This is a genomic window from Algoriphagus boritolerans DSM 17298 = JCM 18970 (assembly GCF_900108085.1).
In the GTDB taxonomy this organism is placed as follows: domain Bacteria; phylum Bacteroidota; class Bacteroidia; order Cytophagales; family Cyclobacteriaceae; genus Algoriphagus; species Algoriphagus boritolerans.
The window spans coordinates 102,865-129,303 of sequence record NZ_FNVR01000008.1; the positions used below are offsets into that span (position 1 = coordinate 102,865).

Below are 26,439 nucleotides of genomic sequence, written 5' to 3' on the forward strand. Positions count from 1 at the left end.
AAGTGTAGATTTATATAATTGAACAAAGAAATTCCTACTTAATGATGATCGTCATGCGCGTGTTCGGCCACCGCAGAACCAATATACATCGCTGAAAACAGCGTAAATACATAAGCCTGAATCGTGGCTACGAGCAATTCAATGATATTGATGAAGGTCACCATTACCGTACTGACAACACCGATGGTAATGGATTCGAAAATGAATGCAAGCGCGATGAAGCCCAAAATCACGATGTGACCTGCGGTGATAGCGACGAAAAGTCGTACCATCAATGCGAAAGGCTTGGTAAACAAACCGATGATCTCCACCGGCACAATGATGAGTAACATAAGCGGAGGAACTCCGGGAGTCATGAAGACGTGTTTCCAGTACTCCTTATTTCCGTTGACATTGGTAATGATGAAGGTCAACACAGCCAATACCATCGTCACCGCAATATTTCCGGTCAAATTAGCGGCACCGGGAAGCAAGCCGAGCAAATTACCAAACCATACAAAAAGGAAAAGTGTGATCAAGTAAGGAACGAATTTTTTGTATTTCGGACCGATGGATTTCTGAGCGATTTCGTCACGGACGAAAATCACGATCGGTTCAAGGATTGCAGCTGCACCTTTAGGCGCTACAGCTCCATTCTTCTTGTAGTAATTTGCGGCGGAAAGCGCCAGATAAGCCACCAAAAACATGACGATAAACATCATAACCACATTCTTGGTGATCGATAATTCGATGAAGCTGGCTCCGTCTACCCGACCAAGGCGATCGTGATCATCGATGAAGTAACCTTCATGCGCATACTCTTTTCCAAACTTATGTGTGTCGTGATTTTGAAAATCTGAAGACTTGAAAAATTCCAATCCACGGTCTGCAGAATAGACAATCACCGGAAGGGGTAGCGTCACATGCGTTTGACCAATAGTAGCAAAGTGCCACTCATGGGAATCCACTACGTGATGCATGATAAAGCTTGTTTTGTCTTCTTCTGAATCTGACGCAAAGGTCGGATTGGCAAAACCCAGCATGAAAGCTGACAATAAAAGACTAAAGGTCAATAATTTACGCGTCATCAACTCTTTTTTTTGAGGGCTACTTCGAAATCGGGCGCAAGTTAGACAGAAAGGCGTAGATATCAAAAATCAAGTAGAACAAAAAAACTATAAAGAAATCAGCGATAAACAGAATAATATTTGGAATTCCGGGCCAAACCTCCAGTCCAATGAACACAAGTGAGGCAATGAATCTAAGAATCATTGCCAAAACCATGATTTGGAAAAAATTCTCTCCGAAATTTTTCAGCAAAAAGGCATTCAACAAGCTGATCAAAAAAGAGGTAATGGCCATAAATCCGACAATTTCCCAAATTTTGGTATGCACCACCACCGGCAGAATGATTTGTAAGATCAAAATCAAACTCACCAAGACAACCGTGGCAAGTAGAAATCTGAGGGGTATGTTTTTGGGAAGTGCCATTTCAATTTTTCTGGCAAAAATAGCCCAATTTTTTTTAAGCTAATTCGGAATAACAATCCCCGTATATCAGTGCTCTTTTTCCGCGAAAATCAGCGGAAATATTCTTTCACATCTTCTGTCTTAAATCTTGATGCTCTTGAAATGATAAATTATCAAACTCAATGACCAATTTTCAAGGGATTCCACTAAATATCTTCAGTCTCCGGTATCCGCTCTTTTGACATCGGTCATCCGACACCCGTCACAAGACTCTCCTAGCCGTCTTTCCTCTTACAGCTAACTACTCACATTTTTTTGGTATCCCGCCTCCCATCTTCTTATCCTGCGTCCTGCTGCTTACCCCACATCGGACATCCTACATTCGTCTTTCAACCTATGCTTTAAATCTAAAATCTTGTGTCTGGATTCTTGTGTCTGGATATTAAAATCTAGCCTCTCACTTATCCTGCTTCATCTGCATCCAAAGCTGATAAAAAGCCACAAAGACGGAGGTAAAACAGCAGACTAAAATCCAAACCGGGAATTTAATCCCGGATCGTTGGTCCAACCACCATCCTAAAAATGTACCCGCACCGATGATCCCGAACAGCTGGAAAGCTAGTCCGATGTACTTCACATAGACAGGTGTCCCACCATTTGCACTTTTCTTTTTATCCTGATTTTTTTCCATCAACTAGTGAAAGTATCTAAAAAATTTAGAAAATGCGGGGTCAACTGAAGGTTCTGGTACGATTTGGGCTCTGCCATCGTTCGGTAAGTGAGGTAAATAGTCTATTTTGGTATTTCAATTGGGTTGAATCAGAAAATGAAAAGATTTTCCGGACTGGCAGTAGTCTTATTTATTTTTATCGGAGCTTGTTCATCTGAGCGCAACACCTTTACCAACCGGGCTTTTCATAACCTGACGGCTCACTTCAATGCATATTACCTTGCAGATGTCAAAATCAAGGATGTCGAAAATCAGGTTTTCAAAAATTACAAAGAGGATTTCACCCAGGTTTTGCCGGTCTTTATCCCAATAGACTCTGCGACTATTCAACAAAATAAAGAAAAGCTGGATTCGGCTCGCGAACTTTCCTCCAAGGCTATCGATTGGCACCGGATTTCAAAGTGGGTGGATGACAGTTATTACCTTTTAGGCAAAATTGATTACCTCCAAGCTCAGCAAGACGATGCGCTGAACGCCTTTAAATATGTCAATAGCAACAGCAAAGACAAAGCCCTTCGTCACCAAGCCTTGATCAGCCTCCTGCGCCTGTACATAGATCGGTTGGAATATGAAAATGCAAACTTCACCATAGATTACCTCTCAAAGGAAACTGAAATCAGCGACGAGAACCGGTTTGAGCTCTTCAAAACCCTGGCATACTATTACGAAAGCAGAGCAGACCAAAATGGCGTAATAGGCGCACTTGATCGGGCTGTAGCCTTCGCTCCGGATAAGAAAGAAGAATCACGAATCAACTTTATTTTAGCACAGCGCTATCAGCGGGAAGGTCTGGATGCTTTGGCTTATGATTATTATAGAAAGGCACTTGATGGAAATCCGCCATACGAACGGAGCTTTTTTGCCACACTTTATGCACAGCAAGTCGCTGAACTGAATGCTTCAAAAGATCTACGGAAAGTCCGAAACTACTACGACGGGCTTTACAAAGACCCCAAAAACAAAGATCTCAAAGACGTCGTGATCTATGAGCGCGCACTTTTTGAAGAAAAACAAGGTGACATCCCACTCACGATTGACTTGCTCCATCAGGCCGCAAAGGAACCCGGAAGCAATCCCAGGCTAAAAGGCTACATCTATCAAAAATTGGCTGAAATCAACCTTCAAGAATTCAAGGATTTTCGGGCCACTAAATATTACCTGGACAGTGCCCTTACCTATATCCGAGAGACTGACCCAGTGGCAATCGCCATCAGGGAACAGAAAACCAAACTCGATCAATACGTTTTCCATGTGGAGCGTATTCAGCTCAATGACAGTCTTACAATTATTGCAGGACTGAGCCCTGAGGAGCAAGAGGCAATTGCCCAAAACTTCATCCAAGCTGAAGCGGAGCGACTGATCGCTGAGGCCCGGGCTCAGGAAGTACCGAAAAACTCGAATATTTTCAACAACCTGTTGGCCTTTAGCGGTAAAGACCCCGGGGCAAGTTTTTACTTTGACAATGGGGTTGCAATTCAGCAAGGCGCCCTTGAGTTTGGCAGAGTGTGGGGCAATCGCCCCCTACAGGATAATTGGAGAAGAAGGTCTGCCATATTCCAGACCACTACGCAACCGGAGCAGAATGTAGGTTCTGGTGACTCGCTGGCTTCAGTAGAAAACCCCATTTTGGCAGGATTACCTACCCTCGAAGGCCTCCTGTCCAATACTCCCAATACTCCAGAGCAGCTTTCTAAGTTGAATTCTGAGTTGGAAGAGTCCTATTTCGAGCTGGGAAAGCTATTATATTTTGACTTTAAGGAAATCGAACCAAGTATTGATAATCTGGAAACCCTGATCCGCACCTACCCAAATACCATCCGAAAACCTGAAGCTTATTATTTGCTTTATTTAGCGCAACGGGACTCAAATGGCAACTTCGAACAATACGTTGGGCGATTAAACAGGGAATTTCCCGAGTCGCAGTATACCTTCTCCGTCAATAATCCCGATGCCGCCTCAGGCAATTTGGCAGCATTGGAATCCTCCAAAGGATACGAACAAGCCTACAATGCCTACTATTCCGGACAGTACCAACAGGCGCGGCAAGTTGTAAAAACTACCTTGGGAGAATATCCCTTGACAAGAAATACCGAAAAGCTGCTCTTGCTTGACATTATGGTCACCGGAAAGCTGGAAAGCAGGGAAAGATTTAAAGGAAGATTGGAATCGTACATTGAAAATACGAAAGATGAAGCCTTGGTCAAGTTGGCAAGAAATATGCTCAAACCTCTGCTGAGCAGCGAAGAACTTGCCGCGTTGACCCCCGTGGATAGCGTAGCTACGGATTCCACCCAACTTGCTTCAAATAAAGAAGCTGAAAATCAAGGGAAGAAAGTTCCGGCTGAATCTCCTTATAAACTGAATGAATCCCAAACTCATATCTTTGTCATTACATTATCCAGAAGTGAATCCGAAGCGGCAAAAAATTTGCTTGGAGACCTCGAAAATTTCCATGCCAACAATTTTCCCAATGCAAGGCTCCGCACCGGAAATATGAATTTGAACCCAGAGAATGCGATTTATATTATAAGTCCATTTTCCAACGCTGAAAAAGCAAAAGAATACTACCTGAAATTTTCAGAAGATTTTAAATCAGAGGGCTTCCCGGAAAGTTCACAAACAAACTCCTTCTTTATTTCTATTGAAAACTTTCAGACTCTAAACAAAACCAAAAACACGGAGGAATACTTAGACTTCTTCCGGACTATCTATCAGTAAAAGTCCCATGTCAAAAAACACCAAACCAACTATTCCTGTTTGGGCCGATAAAACCATAAAATACCTCTGGATCGCATTTATCGGAGGGGTGATTTTCTTTATCCTGTTCGTATGGATGGTCAGCGTCAATTTTCTTGGCTTGTTTGGTTCCTTACCCGATTTCAAAGCCCTGGAGAATCCTGAAAGTGAACTGGCTTCCGAATTGTACTCTGCCGATGGTTTTCTGCTAGGCACCTATGCCAGAGAAAACCGAAGTCCGGTAAAGTACGAGGAGTTATCTCCAAATCTGGTTCAGGCATTGATCGCTACTGAAGATGTGCGATTTGAGGAACATTCGGGTATTGATATGACCGCAATGATCCGGGTTTTTGTGAAATCCATCCTACTCGGTCAGGACGCAGGTGGTGGGTCCACGCTAAGTCAGCAGACCGCTAAAAACCTTTTTAAAACGCGGACAGATGCTACTCAGGGAATTTTGAGCTCTGTTCCGGGCCTGCGAATGCTGATCATTAAAACGAAAGAATGGATCGTGGCTACCCAGCTGGAAAAAGCCTATACCAAGGATGAAATTCTGACCTTGTATCTGAATACTTCTGAATTTGGATCGAATGCCTACGGAATCAAAACTGCGGCTGGTACATTTTTCAATAAACTGCCCTCAGAGTTGGCGGTGCAGGAAGCCGCAGTATTGGTTGGTCTATTTAAAGCTCCCACCTATTACAGTCCGGTATTCAATCCTGATAATTCGCTCAGAAGAAGAAATACTGTTCTAGGCCAAATGGTCAAAAATGGCACGCTCGGTCAATCAGAATTTGATTCTATTTCAAAGCTTCCCATAGAACTTGATTATCGGGTCCGAAATCAAAATCATGGGCTTGCCACTTATTTCCGTGAGATAGTGAAAGCCGATTTGATCAAATGGACCAAAGAAAATCTAAAGTCTGATGGTTCGTCCTATGACCTCTTTGGAGATGGGCTGAAAATCTATGTCACCCTAGACAGCAGAATGCAGCGTTATGCTGAAGAGGCCGTCCAAGAGCACATGTCTGTCCTCCAAGAGGCATTTTATAAAGAAATGGGATCCAGAGATCCTTGGATAGATGAAAACTGGCAGGTGATTCCCAATTTCATCGAAAATGCGGTAAAGCGAACAGAGGCCTATCGCCTGCTCAAAGTCCGGTATGGCAATAACACAGATTCCATAGATTTCAAGCTGAATGAAAAGAAAAAGATGCGGGTCTTTTCCTGGGATGGTGAGATTGACACCCTGATGAGTACGATGGATTCCATGCGGTATTACAAGAAATTCCTTCAGGCCGGCTTTATGAGTATGGATCCTGAGACGGGTCACATCAAGGCCTGGGTAGGTGGAATCGACCACAAATACTTCAAGTTTGACCACGTCAAGCAAGCCAAACGTCAGCCTGGATCCACATTCAAGCCTTTCGTCTATGCTGCGGCAATTGAGAATGGCTACAGCCCATGCTACTCGGTAGTAGATCAGCCGGTAGAAGTCTACATCCCGGGACAGCCAGCTTGGAGTCCATCCAATGCAGATGGAAAATTCAGCTACCAAAAGATGACCATCAGACAAGCAATGGCCGAATCGGTAAATTCGGTTACTGCCTATATGATGAAAAAACTTAGCCCTCGGATCGTCATCGAAACCGCAAGAAGGTTGGGAATTACGAGTGATTTGGAGGAAGTGCCTTCGCTGGCCTTAGGCGTAAATGATGTTTCGGTATTTGAAATGGCGGGAGCTTTTGGCACATTTGTCAACAAAGGCGAACATACCACACCATACTATATTGACCGAATAGAAGACAAAAACGGAAATGTTATTCAGCAGTTTACTCCTCGAAAAAAACCCGCGATGAGCGAAGAACACGCTTATTTAATGTTGTATATGCTTCGAGGTGGATTTGAAGAGCGAGGAGGAACGAGCCAGGGTGTACCTTATACTCTTCGTGAGGGAAATGAGCTAGGTGGAAAGACCGGAACCACACAAAACGCATCTGATGGATGGTACATGGGCGTCAGCAAAGATTTGGTTTCAGGAACCTGGGTGGGTGGTGATGACCGGGCGATCCACTTCAGAAGCTGGACAGCAGGACAAGGCTCAAGAACCGCAAGACCTATTTGGGTGAAGTTCATGTCCAAAGTATACGATGACGAGAGCCTTGGCTACACCAAAGGTCCATTCCCCAGACCGGATCGCCCACTCAGCATTGAGATTAACTGCGACCGATACGAGCAGGAAAGTCAGCGATTTGCGGACTTTGATTATGATGCCAAAAAGAACGATTTCTGATTTGTGACAGTTTAGATTTTACGCAAAGAAAAACAGCCTGAATCAAGGGCTGTTTTTTTAATTTTAGGCCATGCAGTCTTCCTCATTTCTCCCAGAAGAACATTTACAATTACCCGACCATCCCGGGGTATATAAGTATTTCAATGAGGCCGATGAATTGATCTATGTAGGCAAAGCCAAAAGTCTAAAAAAAAGGGTAAGCAGCTATTTCAATAAAAATACCGGAGAAAATCTCAAGACCAGAAGAATGGTCAAGGAAATCCGACGCATCGAAATCACACTGGTAGATAGTGAATTGGACGCACTCCTGCTGGAAAACAACCTAATCAAAAAAATCCAGCCCCGATATAATATCCTGCTCCGGGATGATAAGACATATCCCTATTTATTGATCACCAAAGAGCACTTTCCCAGAATCTTTCAGACCAGGAAACATATTCCAAAACGGGGGACCTACTTTGGTCCCTTTGCAAGCGTAAAGGCCATGAACAATGTTTTGGATCTTATCCGGGATCTCTTTACCATCAGAACCTGTAAACTTGATCTTTCTCCATACAAAATAGACGAAGGGAAATATAAAGTCTGCCTTGAATTTCATATTGGCAACTGTCAGGGGCCTTGTGTCGGACTGCAGAAAGAAACACAATACCTCAAAGATCTCGAACAGGCTAAGCACATTCTAAAAGGGAACCTTGGTGTTCCCAAAGCCTATTTCAGACAGGAAATGCAATCCTTGGCAGAAAATCTGGAGTTTGAAAAAGCCCAGAAAATGAAAAATAAACTGGATCTACTGGAGAAATATCAATCGAAGTCATTGATTACCAGCCCCAGCATTCAGAATCTGGATGTGTGTACTTTGGTGTCTGATGAAAAATACGCTTATGTGAACTACATGCGAGTCATTAATGGGGCCATGATTACTTCCAAAAATGTGGAGTTGAAGAAGAAACTTGATGAAAGCAGTGAAGAATTGCTCATCACCGCACTCGTAAGACTTCAAGATCAGTTTCAAAGTGATGCCGAAGAAATCCTCGTAAACATCGAGCCGGAGAATCCAATTGAAGGTCTAAATCTGACCGTTCCTAAAATCGGAGATAAACGGAAGTTGATAGAGCTTTCCTTGAAAAATGCATTATTTTACAAAAAGGAAAAAGCACTGCTTCAGGGCCTGAATCAAGACAAAAAAGACCGGGTCATTCGTCAACTCCAACAGGATCTCAGTCTCCCCGATATCCCGGATCATATCGAGTGCTTTGATAACTCGAACATTCAAGGAACAAACCCTGTGGCCAGTATGGTGTGTTTCCTCGGAGGCAAACCAGCTGTAAAAGAGTATCGCCACTACCATATCAAAACAGTGGATGGGCCAAACGATTTTGCAAGTATGAAAGAGATCGTTGGAAGACGCTACAAGCGATTAATCGAAGAGGGGAAGCCCTTACCAAAGCTCATTGTAATTGATGGCGGCAAAGGACAATTATCCTCAGCCGTTGAAGCACTTCAGGAGTTGGGAATTTATGGGAAGATGCCGATAATCGGTATTGCAAAGCGTCTGGAAGAAATCTACTTTCCGGGAGATTCCTATCCCATTCACATTGAAAAAAAATCAGAAAGCTTAAAATTACTCCAGCGAATCCGCGATGAAGCTCACAGGTTTGCGATAACTTTTCACCGAAATGTCCGAAGCAAAAATGCCTTCAACACCCAATTGACAGAGATTCCGGGAATCGGAGAAAATACTGTTGACAAACTGCTGAAACATTTCAAATCGGTAAAAAATATAAAATCTGCAACAGAAGCAGAGTTAACAGAACTTGTTGGAAAGAGTCGGACCAATTCACTTTTAGACTGGATTGAAAAAAATAAAGGGGCCTAAGCCCCTTTTAATTTTACCATTCCCAGAGGGAATTTTCGAATTCCAATAGTTTGTACTCAAATTCCAAAGAATTAAGATAGGCCTGCATTTCAGGATTTGGATGCTCGGAGCTGACCAAATCAGCAATCAAAGCATCATCCGGGTTGGTAAACCTTCTCACCACAGATCTAAATAATCTAGATTCAAACGCTTCATCATAAGTCAGGCTTTTGGAAAGGTTTTGGAAATTAATCCATCTAGCAGTTGGATGATTCTTGAAATAATTGATGAAATCTTTATATCGGATATAACCAATCGTTTTTTGACCTGCATTTGCATTCGTAGGAGAAGGCATTACTAATTCAATGTATTTGATGTCAAATACAAGATCTGAATGGTGTCTGTCAAACACAAAGTCTTCCTTAAAATCGATGTAATACAGTTGCTTGGTAAAAATGGAATCTCCATTGGCAGAAATCCAGAAATTATCCTGAAACTCAGCAATAGAAAGCGGTTGGGTCAATTCATCATCAGCAAACACCTCCAGTGCATTTTCATCCACCACGGCTTTGTAAATATGGCTAACGATGCCGTTTGCTTTATTATCTCCAGATCCGTAAAGCGAAAGGTTATATTTTTCTCTCAAGTCTACCCTTCTCCAGACAGAGATTTGATACATCTTATCATCGTCCCGGATTCGTTTAGCGGAATTGATGGTATCCATTGAGAATTGGCGATCACCAAATCCTGATGGATTGACACTAGTGGCTACTTGGGCATTGACGCTACCAGGTAGCAAGCCAACCACAACCAATACTGCCAGAAAGATGTGTTGCAAAAATCGTTTCATAATTTTCTTTGTTTACTTCGAAAACCGATTACTTAACAGCAAGTCGGAAAATTGTTCTGAGTTCAGAGTTGATTTTATTTCCTCTGAAATTGGTACGTGTTACTTGGGTAACCCGGATTACGATGTCGTCACCAGGTCTAGCACTTTCGAGAAGTGTTCTCATACTTCCACCAATTGGGACTGAACCTCTTGGAACCTCACTTCTTAGAAGTATAATTTCTCCACCGGATACTTCAAAATTGGAATCTTTGGCCATGGTCCGAGCAAATGTTGGTTCAGCAACTGCTGCCACTTTCATCCCGCTGAAAACATTGACTGCATGAGCTACAGATGCGTCCATTTCAGAACCATTTGATGCCAACGCTTTTATAGTAGGTAAGGGAACCGGCTTGATATCAAACGCTACATCTCCGATTTTATTTCCACCACTGCTTACACCGATAGTCACTTTGCCGGAAGCACCTGGAATTACAGTTAGCTGACCCGGTTGATTCCCTTTGATAGATTGACCATTACTTACACTAAAGTCGGGAGAATACGTATTCCCCAATGCAGGGACTTCAATTAACAATTCGTTGGCACAATCGGCATATAATTGCTGAACTACTTCAGAAGAAACCTTAATTACCGGTTGAGCAACAAAGTATTCGTATTCCACTGGAATCACCTGATCTTCACCACCTACGTTGGTGATAATCTCACCAGTAAGCACTTGACGGGACAGCCCTCTGTCATCATAGCTGCTAGCAGGAGGAACGGTGAATTCAACCTTTCCAAATCCATTTTCAACCGGAACAGGTTGACCTCTGAGTGTCATTGTAGGAGCTGCTGAAGAAGAAGCTGATGCTATAAACATATCTCCTTGGAACTTGGTACCAGCCGCTACCACGTTTGATACTGCTGCAATTTTACCCTCCAGGATATCTGCTTTAAAATAGAATGTACCGATTGATTTGGCGATTTCGCTCAATGCATCGCTCTCTATGTTCAAAACTTCATTTTGATACTGTGAGATCAATGCCAAAACTGCTCCAACGGGTGATTTCACGAAAGTCAGGTTAACAAAGCTTTTGTTTCTTGCTTCTCTGTCATTTGCGAAAAGGTCGATGTCTTTAGCGTCTCTGGCTATCGGCTGAAAAGTCATCCCTGTAATTCCAATACCACTTAGGATAGAAGATACTTGTGTAGGATAGGCATTTAGCTTCTCTTTAAGCTCTTCACCCTTACCGCTATTAGCGAATAAATTACCGGGGACTTCAGTGTTTTTCAATGCTGAATTGACAAAGTTCCCCTCTTCGTCCTTCGCATTGGCCTGAGTAATCAATTGCTGCTTTAGATCTTCCAGGTAAGAAAAAATCTCTTTTGTCGCCTCTCGCACCTGCTGGGAAGCGGCGACTTTAGGGACATCTTTCGGATTATTTCCTTGTTCCTCTACTGCTCCTCTAATGTTTGCAACCGAAGACTCATTTTTTGAAATATAGTTTCTGGAAGTTCGCTCCATTCCATCATTGATGAGGACGAACTTCTGGAGTATCTGATTACTTACTTGGAGAGCCAATAAGGCTGTCAATACCAAGTACATCATTCCGATCATCCGCTGTCTAGGTGTCTCTTTAGCTCCTGCCATCTTTTTAGATTTCTATTTTTTCGATGTTGGAATTGATTAACCCTTCATAGCGGAAAGCATTCCACCATAGATTTTATTAAGCGAGCTAACGTTTTGATTCAATTTTGCCAATTCATTTTTAAATGCTTCAGTTTCTTTTCCTGCCTCGGTCAAACCTTGCATTGCTGCAGTCATGTTACTGTAGAATTTATTCAATGTCTTCACATGGCTATTTGCATCCTGCAATTCCATTTCATAAACAGAGTTCAAAGCAGTAAGATTTTTAGTCACGTTTACAATTTGAGCGTGGTATGCTTTGGCATCTTGGGAAGCAGCAGACATTTCTGTAAGTGCAGCAGCAGTTTTTCCATAGGAGGCATTCATGTCCACTAGGGTTTTTGCCGCAGATTTCACATTAATTGCATACTCGTTGGTAGCTACAGCAGCATCTGATAGGTTACCCATTTTTTCAGCAGAAGTTGCCAAATTTTGCATTCCCTTGCCCAAACTTTCGATCAATTCAGGTCCAATTTTAGCTTTGGAAAGCATATCATCCAATTTAGCAGAAATATCATCCCCCTTAGATTTTTTTGAGGTACCATCTGCCAGTTCTGGGTAAATTTTACTCCAATCCATTTCCTCCTGTTTCGGTTCGAATGAAGAAAGGAAGAAGATAATCGCCTCTGTGGTCAAACCTACCCCGATCATGATATTGGCAAATTGCCAATCGAGGATCTTGAACATCGCACCGAGGATAACCACAGCTGCGCCAATACCATAGATTTTTGGCATTACGTTACTGTAGAACTTAGCTTTAAAGGAGTTACTGTTGCTGGCCATTGAAAATTATTAATTAAGGTTAAGGTTTTTTCGTTTTTTGAAATATTATCTTCTTGTTCTTTTGGAGGACTTCACATCCATGGATCCTGATCTACCCATAAAAGTCATGGTTGTTCTGAATCCTATATGAGCCTGAGCAACATCCTGATATTCATAAGTACGAGTGGAAGTTTCAAGGTAATGTGCAATATCTTTCCAGCTACCGCCTCTTACAATTTTCCTAGGTTCGTTAGGATCGTCATACACAGGATCCAAATCCCAGGTATCTACTCTTGAGGTTGTTTTATAAGCATCCAGCACCCATTCTGCCACATTACCAGACATGTTGTATAACCCGAAGCCATTTGGTGCAAATACATCTACCGGTGCAGTGTACGCAAAACCATCATCGATGTAATTACCACGACCGGGCTTGAAATTGGCCATCAGGCAACCTCTTTTATTTTTAAGGTAAGGACCTCCCCAAGGATATTTGGCGACGTCTTTTCCTCCTTTTGCAGCATATTCCCATTCAGCTTCTGAAGGAAGTCGAAAAGAGGGTACATCAAAATTTGATTCATCATTTGCTCTGAGGTGATAGGTCCTCCACTCGCAATATTGTTGAGCCTGATCCCAAGTAATCCCTACAACAGGATAATCATCGAAAGCCGGATGATCAAAGTAGAATTCCATTAGAGGATCACCGTAGTGGTAAGAGAAGCTTGTTGACCAAACAGTTGTATCTGGCTTAAGCTCGTCAAGATTGAATGTTGGAGGATCTTTCAAAGTGGTCGGAGTACCTGTCGCCAGTTCGCCATTTTTGACTGCTTCCAAAAACTGTCTGTATTTATTGTTGGACACTTCATATTTGTCCATAAAAAATTCAGAGATCGTGATTTGCTTATTCATCGCAGACTGCGTGTAGGCTATGTCTTCATCAGATTGGCCCATCCAGAAAGTACCTGCTTTCACGGGTACCATATCAAATGGAAGGTTTTGCTGCCAACTTGCCCGTTTAGCTACTCCGGTTACTTCACCTCGTCTATTGGCTTTTTCACTCGCAGAACCTTTCTTATTAAAAAGCCCACAACCCGGTAAAAGAGTCGCGACGGCCAGGCCTAAGGTGATAGGCACTAATCGGAGATTCATTTTTTTATACATAAATGACGTTTTTGAAATCATCAAAATTATTATCAAAGTAAAATCGATACGGATATCGAAATTTAGTCGAATTACGCGCAATAATGCAAATAACCTGCCAAATAATAACCTTTTTGTAAACGAACCGTAGCAGGCTTGTTTTTAATTATTTTACTGAAACTGTTCAAATTAAAATCTAAACCTTGGTGTTCGTTGGATTACTCGCTCTATTTCTCTACCGACCGTAGGTAGAACATACCGTAGCATTAGTTCGTGACTTGTGGGGGATTTAGCTTCTAATCCGCCCACCACTAAATCAAATGCATAACCTAACTTTAAAGAGTTGTCACCGAGGAGACTATATCCAAGAATTAAGGAAATTGATTCTTCTCCACGATAAGCTATCCCTCCAGTTATTTTATCCTGATGTGTTGCCATAACGCTCACATCGTATGAAAAATTATTTAAAGAGACTGTTTTAATAAGTAAACTTGGTTCGATTCTCAATTGGCCAATTGGCCGAACTCTATAACCAAATAGGAAATAGGAGTGGTTATTCAGTTGATTTGCAAATGCTCCGTCCCCAAAATCAAAGCCTGGCTCATTTAAGTGTTTGGAACTTAGACCTAGATAATATTTTCCGCGATCGTAAAGAATACCCGCACCAAAATCCAAAGCAATTTGATTTTCCCTTCCGCTTTGGGGTATGGGCTCCGGATTTACAAAGTTTAATTCATCATAATTTAAAGAGCTGGAAAAAAATCCCACATAGCCCCCAAAGCTGATCGTAGCTCGGTTTAACTTTTTATGATAACTCCCTTTCAGGTTTATTTCAAGATTTCCAACCGCCCCGATTTGATCATTTACAACAGAAAAACCATAACCTATATTCTTAGAATCCAATCTACCCTCAGCGGTAATTAACTGCGTGACCGGAGCTCCACCCTGACCTGAAGCGGTGGTATAATTAAGCCATTGGGATCGGTGAAGCGCAGAAAAACGATAGCCACCTTCTTTACCTGCAAAAGCAGGATTGTAAAACATGCCATTATACATGTATTGGGTAAACTGTGCATCTTGCTGGCCTTGAACTATTCCTACACTTAAGAGTAAAGGAAGCAAAAACCCAAGCTTTAAAAAGTTATTCAGTCGGCTTTTAGTAGTCATTTGGCTATGGTGTATCCAATTTTAAACTAGTGTATGAATTTAAACTGAAAAACCACAATAATTGATTTTTTGATTACAGATTATTGGCCTTTTTTATATAAAGCTCCAAAGCTCCTGTCATACTCGGAGCGTTTGGCATCGGGGCCTCAATGTCTAAAATCAAATCCAAATCTCTTACAGCTTGAGCTGTGGTTGGTCCAAAAGCCGCAATTCGAGTATTCCCTTGGACGAAATCAGGGAAGTTTTGTTTTAAAGATTTGATACCGGAAGGACTGAAGAAGGCCAAGATATCATATTTCACGTCTGCCAAATCAGATAAATCTGCCGCAACTGTATGATAAATTATCGCTTCCGTGAATGCGATACCGTGCTTTTCCATATATCCCGGAATATCATCCTTTCGGATGTCGGAGCAGGGGAAAAGATATTTTTCACTTTTATGCTTTTTGAAATAATCGAAAAGATCCTCTGCGGTCTTCTGACCTACGAAAAGCTTCCGCTTGCGGATGACAATATATTTCTGAAGATAATGCGCTGTCTGGTCTGAAATGCAGAAGTATTTCATCTCTGCAGGCATTTCAATTTTAAAGTCTTTGCAGATCGAAAAAAAATGATCAATCGCATTTCGGCTGGTAAAAATAATTGCCGTATGCTTTAGAATATCAATCTTTTGCTTTCTAAATTCCTTGGGAGGAACCGGTTCAACCTTGATAAACTGCCTAAAGTCGATTTTGATTTTGTACTTCTCCGATAATTGAAGGTAGGGAGAGTTTACATCGGTGGGTTTGGGCTGGGAAACTAGAATACTTTTTACTGGCTTAAAGCGATCTTTTGGAGCTGCACTCATGCTAGTTATTTCCTTAATTATAGGTTAAATTCCTTTACTGACCTAAATCCAAAATCCATTTTGACAGGATTAGAAAGGGGATCAATTCAGCGATGCAAAGGTAGGTAAATAAATGGTATTTCTTAAAACTCAGTCTATTCATCATAATCAGAAACAATCCCAGCACGCCAATGATGTATCCCCAAAATAATCCCGAGATCAAAATGTAGAAAACTGATTCAAGCCCTTGGTAGTCGTTAAAGACGAAATATGTGCCAAATAAAATCAACAGCGTACTCCCAAATACAATCAGTCTCAGAAGGTAAAAAAAATGGGAAAATTCAGCCTTGCCCAGATCAAATAAATAAGAAATTACCCGTATACCCATGAATTTCACAATAGTCAAAAATAACACCCCAAATGCTCCGAGCAACCAAATCAACACTAGCGATGAATAATCAAGGCCGATCCAGGTTTCCAACCAATCTTTTTTGAATACCACCAAACACAGTACACTTGCTTCGGAAATCATCATCCCAACAATAAACAGAAAGAACAGGACATCGACCGAGAAGAATTTTTGAAGATTCCCACTGTCCGAAAAATCCTCTGCACTGATGACAGCCAATGGCTGAAGCATGAGCCCAAGCATATAGGGATAAGCCATTTTATACAATGCCATAAAAAACAAAATCAAAACTAAGCCCGTGAAAAAAAAATCTTTCACCGGTTGCAGTACAAATCGTTGTCCTGATAAAATTTCTCCTGAAGGTTGAGCCAACTCATTTTGCAGGTCCGCTCCTACTACCTTTTTGACACTTCCGTACATTTTGCTAAGATTGGGACTCACCAGAGTAAACGTCACGGTATCTTTCTCAAACTCTGATCTTAATTCCTCCACTCCACGATAAATGACAGTATCCAGGGTACTCAAAAGCCACAACTTCTGATCGATGAAAACTGTGGATTCGGCAGGCAACCTAATTTGAAGCGCAGACTTGGGAAAGGAGTTTAAATTAAGCTTCAGCTCAATTTGATTATTGCTGCCAAGCCATGATTCTTCTTTGGCTGATTCCCATTGTCCGTCATAATTCTCCAAGACCTGTGCAAACGAGACATAGCTCAACAGCATGAAAAAAAGGACAAACAAAAACCGAATTTTTAACATAGCTCTTAGTGGCGCTAAAATCTGGCCAGATACCCAAAATGAATTCTGGAATAGGAAAACGATATGGGCTGGGCAGATGACTTCCCTATCGCCAATACAAAACTGAATAATCCTCCGTCAGTGTCCAAATTGATACCCGTACCAAATGAAAAAGGACGGTCAATTTTAGGAGAATTATATGGGTTTTCGACAATTCCAAGATCGGCAAATACTATCAAAAAAGAATTTTGATCAAAAAACAGGCGCTGTTCAAGATTGAGATAGCCAAAATTCTTTGCGAAAAAATTTTTCTCGTTAAACCCACGAATACTTTTCAGACCTCCAAGTCGATACAGCTCATTTAAAAACAAGTTCTGATTTTGAAGGAATCCGCCCACCCCTCTTATCCACATCCCCCAGGAAGACTTAATAAATACGTGTTTTTCTCCTGAAAACCATCCCTGGTACTGCGCCGAAGATTCCTCCAGCCCGGAATAGAGCTCCTCCGGCAATCCTGTATTTTGAAGAATCCGCTTGTTACCCAGTGAAAAAGTCCCCTGAAATCTGCTCCCCCTTCTAGGCGAAACCGGTGAGTCCAGTTTGTCCCAATCCAACCCAATTCCATATTGATTCCATCGGTAATCAATTGAGGAGGGCAATTCCTGATCAAGAGAAAGATCATCCGTAGCTAATAAATCGCCTGCTTGCCGCTTGTTGAAAAAATTAAGGTATCCATCGTCCGAAACCCGATACCCAAAGTCAAACTCAAACGATCTGTTGACAAAACTGGAATCCTGCTTCAGCAGGGAGAATCCTACCGACACATCCAAAGGAGAGCGAAATACAAATGATTCTTTTGCCTTCAGTTCCAAAGCCTGCGATTGGATGTTTAGCCGCTGCCAATTCAGTGAAAAATCCCTGCCTTTGCCACCGAGGTGATACAGCTGAAGATCAACTTCGCCCGTGATCAATACCTTACCGGATTCATTCTCATTTGGCAAAAGTCCCACAACTCCATCAAACACATTGACTCTGCGATCTTGAAGGGTGAATATGGGCCTCGCTTGTTGAGTTTGAAAAGTGAGCTCCGGCTCACCTGACAGCGAAAAATAAGGCGATCTCCGGATTGTCTGTGCAGCTTTTAGCAATTGCTCCTGTGAGAATATTCCTCCCGGAGTCAATCTGGAAACCTGCTGAAGGTAGCGAACATCGGTCTTGCTATCCCCTGATATCTCCAAACTATCCCATGTAATTCTCGGGCCGGCATCAAACACCATCACTCCTGAAAGTAAAGAATCGCTGATTGTGAGCCTGTCAATTCTCAATGTTGCAAATGGTAGGCCTTGATTTTCTGCATGGGTAAGGGCTCGGTCTATCCAGAGATAAGGATCGGGGTAATGTGATCCCGGCTTCCCTAATGATCTCAAAAAATCCTCCGGAATGCCTTCCAATTCTACTTTTTCCCAGCTAAAAAGTCTTCCAAAATTCCAAAGCAAGAGGAGGGTATCGGCTTGAGGTTTCTCCTGGAAAAATCCCTCCAAAAACCCCTGTGCCTGAAATACTCTGGAAAGGGAATCCGTTATTTTCTTTGATTCTTCCTTTTCATTGAAATCTCGGATCAGTTTAACTTTCGATGTCGGAACAGCGGTCCATTCCACCCGTATCAATTCCTGTCCATGACAGATGCTCTGCCCTAAAGCGATCCAACTAACTAGCGTCAAAAAAAGTGACTTCAAGGTGCAACACGGGATTGATTACCTTTGCAAGATAACTGAATTCACTTGGCAGGCATCTACATCCACATTCCATTTTGCAGGCAAGCCTGCCATTATTGCGACTTTCATTTCAGCACCAATCTCCGGCAGGTCGATCAGCTGGTTTTAGCCATTGGCAAGGAGCTGGAAATGAGAAAAGATTACTTGAAAAATCAAGCCGTCGAAACAGTCTATTTCGGGGGAGGGACACCTTCCTTGCTCTCGGAGAGACAACTGCACTTTTTGATGGAAAAAGTAAGAAAACTGTTTCCATCTGACTGGAAGGAAGTAACCCTTGAAGCTAATCCGGATGATCTTTCGGAGGAAAATCTCAGCATGTGGAAAGAATTGGGAGTGGATCGCCTGAGTTTGGGAATTCAGAGTTTTCAGGAGGAAGTCCTTCAGTTTTACAATAGAGCCCACACAGCGATCGAAGCCATGGAGGCTATTGCGAAAAGCAGAAATGCCGGATTCAAAAAGTTTTCGATTGATCTGATTTACGGATTTCCGAAAGATAATCATGCCATTTGGGAAAAAGATTTGGGGGAGGCGATCCGGCAGGATCCCGGGCACATTTCGGCTTATTCACTGACCATTGAGCCGAAAACTGCCTTGGGAAAATGGACAGAAAAGGGAAGTTTCCGCCCGGCTGAGGAGGATTTTGTAGCTGAGCAGTTTGAGTGGCTTCAGGCCGAGACAGAAAAAGCAGGCTACATTCAATACGAAATTTCAAACTTTGGAAAGCCAAACGAATTTGCATTGCACAATACCAATTATTGGAAGGGCGTACCCTATTTGGGTGTGGGGCCGAGTGCCCATTCATTTGACGGAAAAAATCGCGGTCAGAATCCCGCCTCAAATCCGAAGTATCTCAAAGCCATCAATACCAATAAAATTATTTTCGAAGTGGAATCTCTGACTCTTGAAGAACAGGTAAATGACCGAATTTTGACCGGATTACGAACGGTTTGGGGGCTGACTCCAGAGGAATTGAGGCAAGAATTTGCAATTGATATTTTGCAAAGCAAAGAAAAAGAGATCGTAAAATTAGAAAATCAGGGTTGGCTGATATGGGATGGTAAAACCCTATCTTTGAGCAAAAGGGGAATGCTTCTGGCTGATAGTATCGCATCGGAACTGTTTATCTAATTTCAGTAAACTGGGCAAGTGATTGGTATGACTGTTATTCAACCATCGATCCAAAAAATACAGACTTGAGGTAAGAGTCACACACTGAGATGCCTCGATACCGGGAAAACCAATCAAAATTCCAATCGCCTGACCGTAGCCAGTATTGACATCAAATAAACCACAGGAAAAACACATGAGCGAGTATAATACAGGAAGAAATAAAGAAGCTGCTCCCTTAGAAGCCGCATTTAATGAATTGCTAAAAGCTTACAGACTGGAGGACAAATTCAAAGAAAAGCAGCTGATTAGCTTCTGGGGGGAGATTGTAGGAAAAACCATTTCGGATCGCACTACGGCTGTCTTTATCCGCGAAAAGAAGCTTTTTGTAAAACTGAGCTCCGGGCCAGTCAAAAAAGAATTGATGCTCAATCGCTCCAAAGTATTGACCCTGATAGAAGAAAAAGTAGGAAAAGGAGTAGTGGAAGATTTAGTATGTCTCTGAATCTTTTACAATTTTTAACGCTCCAAAGACCATTGAATTAACCACAGATCATCAGGATTACATCAGTTTCAGTATTATTGCGATAGCATTCCGATGGTCAAACTACCCTCCATCCATATCGGCAAACTAAGCCTCCTTCTTTCCATCTTAGTATGGCTGGGGTTGCTATTTGTGGATTTGGTGCGGCTATTTGGGATGATCAATGAGATCAATTCGGGCATATCTGATGAGATTACCTGGATCCTGGAGATCCTTTTTTTCTTTACCTTATATGGATTTTACAGCTACTCGATTGGCAAAAACATCCAAAGTGACTTCCTAAACCTCCTTTGGAGGGGAGCATCTACAGGGATTTTTGCAAGCGGCGTCGCGCTTTTGATAGAACTTTTTTACCTATCCCTGGGAGACAACAAACTTGCAACGGAGCCTTTTTTAAAGAATTTTTTCTACCATGTCAATTTTGCGCTCACGACTGTTTTCCTGATTTCTTCAGCCCTTCTTTGGAAGCATTTGATTCTCTATCAGAAAAGCAAACAAGTGGTCAAACAATGGCAGGCTTTTGAATTTGCCATGCTGGTGGCGATGTTTTTTGTTTTTTTCAACAAAAACAATTTCGACTACAGCTTTCTTTTTGGAATGGTTATCCTGCTGGTAATTTCCGCAGTGCTTTCCGGAAATCTGAAATGGATTCCTTACCTGACATTCAAAGAAAAGTGGAAGTCCTTACTGTTCCTGTTTATTATTCTGATCTGTATCGGATATCTGTTCAGGCGCTTCATGGCCTATTCCGAGGCGGAAACTTATCAGGTTAACCTGACTGACAATTTATTCCTGATGGCCTTGTTTGGTTTCATTTTCATTTATGCCATTTTCAGTTTCTTGGTGACTCTGTTCAATCTACCGACTTCTTCGGTTTTTGAACAAAAACTGACTGAGGCGATCAATTTTCAGCGGCTCAGTCAATCGATTCAACCCGGAGAAAATGAAGAGCAGGTACTCGATATCCTGCTTGACAGCTGCATGAGTGCCTCTTACTCAGATGCTGCATGGATCGAAATCAATCCCGAAGAACAAAAAACAGGAGCAAATCAGCTTCGGTTTTTGGATGAACCTACCAAAAATGAGCTTTCTGAATTAATCAAAACCCACAAATCCGCAACGGAATGGGCCTCCACTGATCATCCTGAGATGCTCCAGGCCCTCGCCATCAGACTCGCACATCCCCGCTACGAATCGACACTCCTAGTCCCATTGGTAATAAATAAAACTGCCATCGGCCGGATCGTCCTTTGCAAAGAAGTGCGCGATGGATTCAACAAAGAAATGGTGAATATCATCAGCACATTTGTCCGACAGGCTTGCATTGCAGTAGAAAATCACAGACTTTTGAACCAGGCGATTCTAAATGAGCGATACCAAGAAGAGCTGAAGATTGCCCAACGGGTTCAAAAGGCCTTGTTGCCTACCAAACTGGATCATCCCAAATCATTTGAAATCTGCGCATTTTCCAATGCAGCCGATGAAGTCGGGGGTGATTATTACGACACATTTAAACTGGATGAAAACCGATACGTACTCATAATCGGTGACGTGTCCGGGAAAGGAACCTCGGCAGCTTTTCACATGTCCCAGATGAAGGGGGTTTTCCACAGTTTGATCCAACTGAATCTCAGCCCTTCGCAATTTATGATCAAGGCAAATTCTGCTTTGAGCAAATGCCTTGGGAAGAATCATTTCATCACTGCTTCAATTTTTATCATTGACACCGCTGAGAAAAAAATCTGTCACTCACGCGCAGGGCACATTCCTACATTGCTTTTTAAAGCGAAAGAAGCAACATCGGAATTTATGCTGTTTGATGGATTGGGTTTGGGGATTTTAAGAAACAAGCAGTACGAAAATCACGTTCAGGAGAAAACATTCACTTATGAGTCGGGAGATATTCTGGTATTGATCACTGATGGAATCGTAGAAGCTAAAAATCAAAAAGGTCAGCAGTTTGGCTTTGAGCGCATCCGAAGTTTGGTGGAAATTCACCATGCTAAAAGCCCAAATGAGATTCAAACCCAACTTATCGATTCACTCCACGTTTTTGTCGGGGGAGTCCGTATGATCGATGATGACTACTCAATGATGGTAGTTAAATTCAACAATGACAATTAGAAACATTTCGCATAAACAACCCCTAAGCCATGCTCCGTCTGGAAAAATCAACAGAAAACAAGATTGAAATCTTAAGCCTATTTGGTGAAGTCGATGCCAGTAACTCTGTGATCCTGGATGAAGCTATCCAAGAATTGGTTGATGGGGGTGCAAAATCGATTATCGTAGACGGAGAAAAGCTAGACTACATCTCCTCGGCAGGATTGGGAGTCTTTATGTCTTATCTGGAGGATTTTAACGACAAAGGAATCAGTATGAAAATCTGTGGACTGACTCCTAAAGTTCACGAAGTATTTAAGATTTTGGGATTGGATCAACTGATCCCAATTTACGAGGATAGAGCAGCGGCATCTGCCAGTTAAACGAATGAAGCACAAGCTTAACTTTGCTTGCCAGACCTCAGCGCTTTCGGAATTGAGGGCATTCCTACAAGGGGCAATGAGCGGCGTAAGCCTGTCAGAGATAGAAAAGCACCAAGTCACCCTTGCAGTGGAAGAGGTCTGCGCCAACCTGATTATTCATTCACATGGATGCAATCCTGAGGATTACATCCATTTGGAAATAAAAGATTCCGCTCAAAAATTAGTTTTCGAAATTTCCGATCAAGGGAAAGCCTTTAATATCTTGACCTATGAAGCACCTGATCTGAAAAAAGTCATGGTGGAAAAGCGAAAAGGTGGCTTAGGCATTATTTTGGTAAAGAAAATTATGGATGAAATTGAATTTGAATCAGAAAATGGCACCAATACCTGCCGACTGATCAAATGGTTTCACTCCTAATTTTGGTTAAATACCCGAAAAATAAGGGGTTCAACCCGAATTACTGATAATTTTGTAACATTGCATCTTACATTGGCATCTCTGTTCATGAATCACCGAACCATTTCGGCACATATAGTCATTCTTCAGTTTTCCTGCATGCTTGCATGGTCTATAAGCGCGGTGGCACAGGATAGAGATCAGGCTCTTTTGACGGTTGATGGCCGACCTGTAGACAAGGACGAGTTGGTCTACCTGATCTCCAAGGGCAAAAATACCGATACGCCAATGGCAGGTGTAAGTCGTGAAGAATTTGAGGAAAACCTCGATCTTTTTATCAATTACAAACTGAAAGTCCGCGAAGCGGAAGCCTTGGGATTGGATCGTACCGAGGAGTTTACCAAAGAGTTTGAATCGTTCAAAGAAACTCTGATTTACCCCTATCTGATTAAAAATTCCCTGGAAGAGGGGGAGCTCCGCAAAGCCTATTCCCGCATGCAGGAGGTAGTCAGAGCCAGCCATATCCTATTTCAATTCCCTCCAAACGCAAGTTCGGAGGATAGCTTGATTGTTCTCAAGATGGCATTGAAAGTACGTGGTGAAATCGAAAACGGTGCCAGCATAAACGAACTCGCCGTTCAATATTCCGATGATCCCTCTGCAAAAAAAAATAAAGGTGATTTAGGCTATTTTACCAGTCTTCAGATGGTTCAGCCCTTTGAAGATGCTGCCTACAACCTTCAGGTGGGTCAGCTTTCAGATCCGGTTTTATCCAATTTTGGCTACCACATTATTCAGGTTAAAGACCGTCAGCCAAACCCGGGACAGGTTCGTGTCTCGCACATTTTGGTTCGGTTTGATGCGGAAGACCCCACACAGGAAGAAAATGCGAGAAGAAAGATTTCTGATATTTATGCTGAAATTCAAAAGGAAAGCACCATTTGGGAAGATATAGTAAAAACATTCTCGGAAGATCCAGCCACCAATCAAAGGGGCGGAATACTGCCTTGGTTTGGAGTGGGAAATATGATTCCTGAATTTGAAATGGCCGCATTTTCACTTACCGAGATCGGCGAAGTCTCACCTCCGCTCAAAACCCAATATGGCTATCATATCCTACGCCTTGAGGAAAAAAAGCCCATTTCATCCTATGAAGAAATGGAGGAGACCATTCGGTCCAGAATTTTGAGAGACTCCCGATCCGGGATGATTCAATCTCAGGTAGTTGCAATCCAAAAAGCCCGGTATGGATTTGTCGAGGATGAAAACTCAGTGGCAAATTTAGCCCGAGTCTTAAATCCAATTACCAAATCATCTTTTGAATCTGCTTTGGAAGCCAATTCCTTGGAAGATTCTCCATTATTTACACTTCAGGGAAAAACCGCTACCGCCTCAGATCTTGCTGAATTTATGAAGAATGAAGAAATCAGCCCAAAGGTAAAAGGAGGAACTTTTGACATTTGGTACGACCGTTTTGTGGCAAATACTTTGGCGAAAACAGAAGAAAACGACCTTGAAACTAACAACAAGGAATACCAAATGCTCCTCAAAGAGTACCGGGACGGCATTTTGCTTTTCTCTCTGATGAATCAGGAAGTTTGGCAAAAGGGAATTACCGATTCACTTGGTCAAGTTGAATTCTACCGAAAAAATATTGATCGATACCGATGGAAAGACCGAGTTGAAGCATTCGTGGTGAAAGTACTGGATAAAAGTCACCTTGAAAATGCCCGGAAGGCTCTAAGTGGAAATGGGTACAATCAGGGACTCATCCAAGAATTCAACGCCAATTACAAAGCCAACACACCGCTTGCCTTTCAGACCGAGTCAGGCATATTCGAATACGAAGACCACCTAGTCCTGTCCAAGGCAAATCTGAATCAATCCTATCAGGAAATTGAGCTTAATGGAACGCTTCACCTAGTCATGCTTGGGCAAAAATTCCCGGCGGCATCGCGGGAATTTGAGGAATCAAGAGGCTTGGTTATCCGGGATTATCAGGAATTCCTCGACCAGTCCCTCATCCAATCTCTGAAAAGTAAGTATCCGATTCAGATTAATGCTCAGGTCAAAGAGGAAGCATTTCTAGCCCTGAATCAATAATTAAATGATTTCCAATCTTGGGAATTAACAATCACCTATTATCATGAAATTACTAAGCCGACTTATTTTCTGCCTTTTTGGAGCGATGGCACTGAGCCAGACTATCGCCCAGGAAGCTCCGCCTACAGGACAAGTCCTGGATAAAATTGTTGCCAAAGTAGACAACAACATTGTCCTGGAATCTGAAGTCCAGAAAACCTATGTCGAAGCCCTGGCACAAGCCCAGCAGGGTCTTCCGGCTCCTACTCGATGCGAGGTTTTTGAAAGTCTGATGATCAATAAACTGATGGTTGCCAAAGCGGAGATTGACTCGGTATTGGTAACCGAACCGGAAGTATTGCTTCAGGTAGAAAATCGCTTCAATACCGTTATGCAGCAATTTGGTGGAGATGAAAGTGTGCTTGTTCAGGTATATGGAAAAACCGCCGAACAACTCAAAAGTGAGATCGAAGATGTAATCCGAGAGCAGATGATAGTCTCCAAGATGAGATCCAGAATCACTGAAGGAGTCGCAGTATCGCCAGCCGATGTACGTGCATTTTTTAATAGCATTCCGAAAGATTCACTCCCCCTGTTCACCTCAGAAGCCTCAGTGGGCCAAATTGTCAAAAAGCCTGAGGTTAGCCCAGAGGTAAGAGCCCAGCTCATCGCTCAACTTACCCAATTCAAACAAGACATCCTGGATGGCAAAGCTGATTTTGCGGAATTGGCCAAGCAATACTCAGAAGATCCGGGGTCTGGTGCCCAGGGTGGAGATCTTGGTTTTTTTAGGAGAGGGGAACTGGCTCCGGAATACGAGGCAACAGCACTCGGGCTTCGTCTGGGAGAAATCAGCGACCCGGTAGAAACCCAATTTGGATTTCACATGATCCAATTACTTGAAATTAAGGGCACTAGCTTCAATACCCGACACATTCTTCGTATTCCCAAAGCCAGTGAAGCAGATATCCAAAGAGCCGAACGCTACCTGGATAGTCTAAAAAGAGAAATCGAAGCCGGAAAGATTGACTTTGCAAATGCCGCAAAAGAATATTCCGATGATCGGGCAACCTCAGACAATGGTGGATTTTTCGTTGATCCAACGACCAATTCAAAGCGCCTGTCGCTAAGAACTTTAGAGGACCCCATTCTCTATTTTACCATTGATACCATGGAGGTTGGAAGTATTACTAAACCTATCCGTTTTGAGGATCCACGTGAAGGAGTCAAGGTTAGAATCCTATATTACCAGGCAAAATATCCTGCTCATCGCGCCAATTTGGAAGATGATTACGAAAAAATGAAAGCCGCCACACTTCGAAAAAAAGAAGACGAGATCCTTGAAAAGTGGTTTGTTACGGCAAAGGAAGATGTGTTTATTGACATCGATCCGGTATACGATCGGTGTAATCCACTCGCCAGTAAATAAA

Annotated in this window: 21 protein-coding genes; 10 read left to right on the forward strand and 11 right to left on the reverse strand. The window is 42.4% G+C overall.

Annotated elements, in window-relative coordinates; translation table 11 throughout:
* Positions 1 to 38: 38 nt before the first annotated feature.
* The 3 genes from atpB to C4S61_RS09635 all read right to left on the reverse strand — a co-directional run bounded on the left by atpB (position 39) and on the right by C4S61_RS09635 (position 2,140).
* The gene (gene atpB, locus C4S61_RS09625; RefSeq protein WP_103924584.1) at positions 39 to 1,067 is read right to left on the reverse strand and encodes a F0F1 ATP synthase subunit A; all 1,029 of its coding nucleotides are present in this window, start codon (positions 1,065 to 1,067) and stop codon (positions 39 to 41) included.
* 19 nt (positions 1,068 to 1,086) lie between these two features.
* Positions 1,087 to 1,470, reverse strand: coding sequence for a hypothetical protein (locus C4S61_RS09630; protein WP_103924585.1), 384 nt, complete (start codon positions 1,468 to 1,470; stop codon positions 1,087 to 1,089).
* Positions 1,471 to 1,906: 436 nt separating this feature from the next.
* Positions 1,907 to 2,140 carry an AtpZ/AtpI family protein gene (locus tag C4S61_RS09635; RefSeq protein WP_103924586.1) on the reverse strand — a complete coding sequence of 78 codons (234 nt, stop codon included), beginning with the start codon at positions 2,138 to 2,140 and terminating at the stop codon, positions 1,907 to 1,909.
* A gap of 135 nt (positions 2,141 to 2,275) precedes the next feature.
* On the opposite strand from C4S61_RS09635, the gene porW reads away from it, so the two are divergent.
* The 3 genes from porW to uvrC all read left to right on the forward strand — a co-directional run bounded on the left by porW (position 2,276) and on the right by uvrC (position 9,084).
* The gene (porW, locus tag C4S61_RS09640) at positions 2,276 to 4,897 is read left to right on the forward strand and encodes a type IX secretion system periplasmic lipoprotein PorW/SprE (RefSeq protein WP_103924587.1); all 2,622 of its coding nucleotides are present in this window, start codon (positions 2,276 to 2,278) and stop codon (positions 4,895 to 4,897) included.
* 7 nt (positions 4,898 to 4,904) lie between these two features.
* Positions 4,905 to 7,208 (forward strand): penicillin-binding protein 1A, encoded by a 2,304-nt coding sequence (locus tag C4S61_RS09645; RefSeq protein WP_103924588.1) that lies wholly within the window; start codon positions 4,905 to 4,907, stop codon positions 7,206 to 7,208.
* A 70-nt stretch (positions 7,209 to 7,278) separates the two neighbouring features.
* Positions 7,279 to 9,084: an excinuclease ABC subunit UvrC gene (gene uvrC, locus C4S61_RS09650; RefSeq protein ID WP_103924589.1), complete on the forward strand. Its 1,806-nt coding sequence runs from the start codon at positions 7,279 to 7,281 to the stop codon at positions 9,082 to 9,084.
* Positions 9,085 to 9,097: 13 nt separating this feature from the next.
* On the opposite strand, the gene porN is transcribed toward uvrC, so the two are convergent.
* The 8 genes from porN to C4S61_RS09690 all read right to left on the reverse strand — a co-directional run bounded on the left by porN (position 9,098) and on the right by C4S61_RS09690 (position 18,354).
* On the reverse strand, positions 9,098 to 9,913 hold the full coding sequence (gene porN, locus C4S61_RS09655) for a type IX secretion system ring subunit PorN/GldN (RefSeq protein WP_103924590.1): 816 nt from the start codon (positions 9,911 to 9,913) through the stop codon (positions 9,098 to 9,100).
* Between the two features lie 28 nt (positions 9,914 to 9,941).
* Entirely contained in the window at positions 9,942 to 11,540 is a 1,599-nt protein-coding gene (gene porM / locus C4S61_RS09660; RefSeq protein WP_103924591.1) for a type IX secretion system motor protein PorM/GldM, read from the reverse strand.
* Positions 11,541 to 11,576: 36 nt separating this feature from the next.
* Complete coding sequence (gene porL, locus C4S61_RS09665; RefSeq protein WP_103924592.1) at positions 11,577 to 12,359, reverse strand: type IX secretion system motor protein PorL/GldL; 783 nt, start codon at positions 12,357 to 12,359, stop codon at positions 11,577 to 11,579.
* Between the two features lie 45 nt (positions 12,360 to 12,404).
* Positions 12,405 to 13,499: a T9SS ring complex lipoprotein PorK/GldK gene (porK, locus tag C4S61_RS09670; RefSeq protein ID WP_103924593.1), complete on the reverse strand. Its 1,095-nt coding sequence runs from the start codon at positions 13,497 to 13,499 to the stop codon at positions 12,405 to 12,407.
* A 168-nt stretch (positions 13,500 to 13,667) separates the two neighbouring features.
* Positions 13,668 to 14,645 (reverse strand): PorP/SprF family type IX secretion system membrane protein, encoded by a 978-nt coding sequence (locus tag C4S61_RS09675; RefSeq protein ID WP_103924594.1) that lies wholly within the window; start codon positions 14,643 to 14,645, stop codon positions 13,668 to 13,670.
* A gap of 73 nt (positions 14,646 to 14,718) precedes the next feature.
* The gene (locus tag C4S61_RS09680) at positions 14,719 to 15,492 is read right to left on the reverse strand and encodes a uroporphyrinogen-III synthase (RefSeq protein ID WP_103924595.1); all 774 of its coding nucleotides are present in this window, start codon (positions 15,490 to 15,492) and stop codon (positions 14,719 to 14,721) included.
* A gap of 34 nt (positions 15,493 to 15,526) precedes the next feature.
* Positions 15,527 to 16,639, reverse strand: coding sequence for a DUF4271 domain-containing protein (locus C4S61_RS09685; protein ID WP_103924596.1), 1,113 nt, complete (start codon positions 16,637 to 16,639; stop codon positions 15,527 to 15,529).
* Positions 16,640 to 16,653: 14 nt separating this feature from the next.
* On the reverse strand, positions 16,654 to 18,354 hold the full coding sequence (locus tag C4S61_RS09690; protein WP_103924597.1) for a BamA/TamA family outer membrane protein: 1,701 nt from the start codon (positions 18,352 to 18,354) through the stop codon (positions 16,654 to 16,656).
* 45 nt (positions 18,355 to 18,399) lie between these two features.
* Here C4S61_RS09690 and hemW point away from each other — a divergent pair, with 45 nt between their 5' ends.
* The 7 genes from hemW to C4S61_RS09725 all read left to right on the forward strand — a co-directional run bounded on the left by hemW (position 18,400) and on the right by C4S61_RS09725 (position 26,438).
* Positions 18,400 to 19,521, forward strand: a complete 1,122-nt coding sequence (hemW, locus tag C4S61_RS09695) for a radical SAM family heme chaperone HemW (protein WP_103924598.1) — start codon at positions 18,400 to 18,402, stop codon at positions 19,519 to 19,521.
* A gap of 175 nt (positions 19,522 to 19,696) precedes the next feature.
* Positions 19,697 to 20,005, forward strand: coding sequence for a DUF721 domain-containing protein (locus C4S61_RS09700; protein WP_103924599.1), 309 nt, complete (start codon positions 19,697 to 19,699; stop codon positions 20,003 to 20,005).
* Positions 20,006 to 20,098: 93 nt separating this feature from the next.
* Complete coding sequence (locus tag C4S61_RS09705) at positions 20,099 to 22,168, forward strand: GAF domain-containing SpoIIE family protein phosphatase (RefSeq protein WP_103924600.1); 2,070 nt, start codon at positions 20,099 to 20,101, stop codon at positions 22,166 to 22,168.
* Positions 22,169 to 22,197: 29 nt separating this feature from the next.
* Positions 22,198 to 22,530, forward strand: a complete 333-nt coding sequence (locus tag C4S61_RS09710) for an STAS domain-containing protein (protein ID WP_103924601.1) — start codon at positions 22,198 to 22,200, stop codon at positions 22,528 to 22,530.
* 4 nt (positions 22,531 to 22,534) lie between these two features.
* Entirely contained in the window at positions 22,535 to 22,948 is a 414-nt protein-coding gene (locus C4S61_RS09715) for an ATP-binding protein (RefSeq protein WP_103924602.1), read from the forward strand.
* Positions 22,949 to 23,035: 87 nt separating this feature from the next.
* Entirely contained in the window at positions 23,036 to 25,030 is a 1,995-nt protein-coding gene (locus tag C4S61_RS09720; protein WP_103924603.1) for a peptidylprolyl isomerase, read from the forward strand.
* Between the two features lie 43 nt (positions 25,031 to 25,073).
* On the forward strand, positions 25,074 to 26,438 hold the full coding sequence (locus C4S61_RS09725) for a peptidylprolyl isomerase (protein WP_103924604.1): 1,365 nt from the start codon (positions 25,074 to 25,076) through the stop codon (positions 26,436 to 26,438).
* Position 26,439: the final 1 nt, after the last annotated feature.